The sequence below is a fragment of the bacterium genome (assembly GCA_026398675.1).
Classification (GTDB): Bacteria; RBG-13-66-14; RBG-13-66-14; order RBG-13-66-14; family RBG-13-66-14; genus RBG-13-66-14.
Genome location: JAPLSK010000282.1, coordinates 1 through 1,570 on the forward strand (window position 1 = coordinate 1; position 1,570 = coordinate 1,570).

Below are 1,570 nucleotides of genomic sequence, written 5' to 3' on the forward strand. Positions count from 1 at the left end.
GGTGGCGACGCCGGACTCAGCGGCCCGCGAACACCGATTAGAAAGTAGGTCTATTCAACCAGACTTCGTATCGATTGGGGTAGCAGGTCATCGCCCCGGGGCGCCAGACCTTGCGGTCGGAGTCGTACCAGAAACGAATGACGTAGGGGACGACCTTCCCGCCTTTCTCATCGGAATGCGAGATGAACACGGTCACATCGGCGACCTTGACTTTGCCTTTGGACTTGATCGTGTCGGGCAAGGACGTCGGCGGAACGCCAATGTGAGCAAAGGTCATGATCGAATTGCGCAACGGCCAGAACGTGCTCTCGCCTGGTTTGGGGAGGGCATCGGTGCCGGTCTCATAGACCGTGACCTGCGACCGCTCCTTGCAGAGCCCTTGCCACAGCGTCTGTTGGCCGGTCTTCCTCCAGTAGAGCGACTGGGTTTCCCATGGATCGGACGGAATCTCACCCGCGGGAACGCCGAGCTCCGCAAGGTCCTTTCGCATCATCGAATCAAACATCTCCCCGACTGTTTCCCCGCTTTCCTTGAGCATCTGGAAATAGGCGGGGATGTCGTTGGTCCCATAGCCGGCCAGAACGGCAGCGGCCGTTCGCCTGAGCGCATCGGCCTGCTGGCCGTCCAACAGCTCCCTGCCCGTCCAGCGAACCTCCGCCAGCGCCTGCGCGACCGGCGCCGCGCCATCCTTGAACAGCACGTCGGTGCGCATGCTGTTCCAACTCATGTCAACCACGTCGTCAAGGGTGGCCTTGTCGCCCAGGGCAGCCAGTCCCGCTGTGTCCACGCCCACGTCCTGGGGCAAGGGGCCTGGCGGCGGCACGGCGCCTGGTGGGGGCACGGCGCGCGTGGGGACGCCCTTGCCTGCCCCAACCGGTTGGTTCTGCGCGACAGAGGGAGCCGTCGGACGGCCGGTGCGGGTGCGCAGCTACTAGGGCGCGACGCAGGTGGCCGTGCCGGTGCCTTTGGCGTCTACTTCGGCGCATCGCGCCAGATGAGGATGACCGCGTCGCCGGCCTCGACCTGCTCGGCGAGGTTGGGCTCACCGAGCATGGTGACGGCCCCGTCGCGCCCCACGCGGCCCATGTGCACCGAGTCCCGCCACGCCATCGAGAGCGGCATGGGGTTGATGAAGTCCTGGTTGACGATGACCAGGAAGCGGTGCTTGTCCTTGCGGAGCAGGTTGATCAACGCGCACTTGCCCCCGGTGGCCAGCGAGCGGATGATCCCCTCCGGTTCGAAGGGCTTGTAGCCGGAGGGCGTGTTCGGCGGGCGCGACCCGCCCGCCGCAGGCCTGGTAGAGGAAGTGCTCGATGCCCGTGGCACCCATCGCCAGGTTCGTGTACGCCTGGATGCGCAGGCTGCCCATCGTCGGATCGGGGAACAGGTCCATCCCGCAGCAGCAGATGAACGACCACAGCGGGATGCGTGCCATCCTCGAAGCACGCTGCGCGACCATCATGTTCTCATACCAGTCCGGCACCGGCGCGAACCGCCTGAGCGGGTAGTGGTCGTAAGAGAGGTGATTGACCGGGATCTCCGAGAGGAACTTGAAGACGTAGTCCTCGTA

At 65.0% G+C, this 1,570-nt stretch carries 3 protein-coding genes; 1 reads left to right on the plus strand and 2 read right to left on the minus strand.

Features of this window, described 5'->3' with window-relative positions:
* Positions 1–37: 37 nt before the first annotated feature.
* Complete coding sequence (locus tag NTW26_08550; protein MCX7022301.1) at positions 38–787, minus strand: hypothetical protein; 750 nt, start codon at positions 785–787, stop codon at positions 38–40.
* A 185-nt stretch (positions 788–972) separates the two neighbouring features.
* The gene (locus tag NTW26_08555; GenBank protein ID MCX7022302.1) at positions 973–1,326 is read right to left on the minus strand and encodes a hypothetical protein; all 354 of its coding nucleotides are present in this window, start codon (positions 1,324–1,326) and stop codon (positions 973–975) included.
* Here NTW26_08555 and NTW26_08560 point away from each other — a divergent pair.
* Entirely contained in the window at positions 1,314–1,508 is a 195-nt protein-coding gene (locus tag NTW26_08560; protein ID MCX7022303.1) for a hypothetical protein, read from the plus strand. The genes NTW26_08555 and NTW26_08560 overlap by 13 nt on opposite strands.
* Positions 1,509–1,570: the final 62 nt, after the last annotated feature.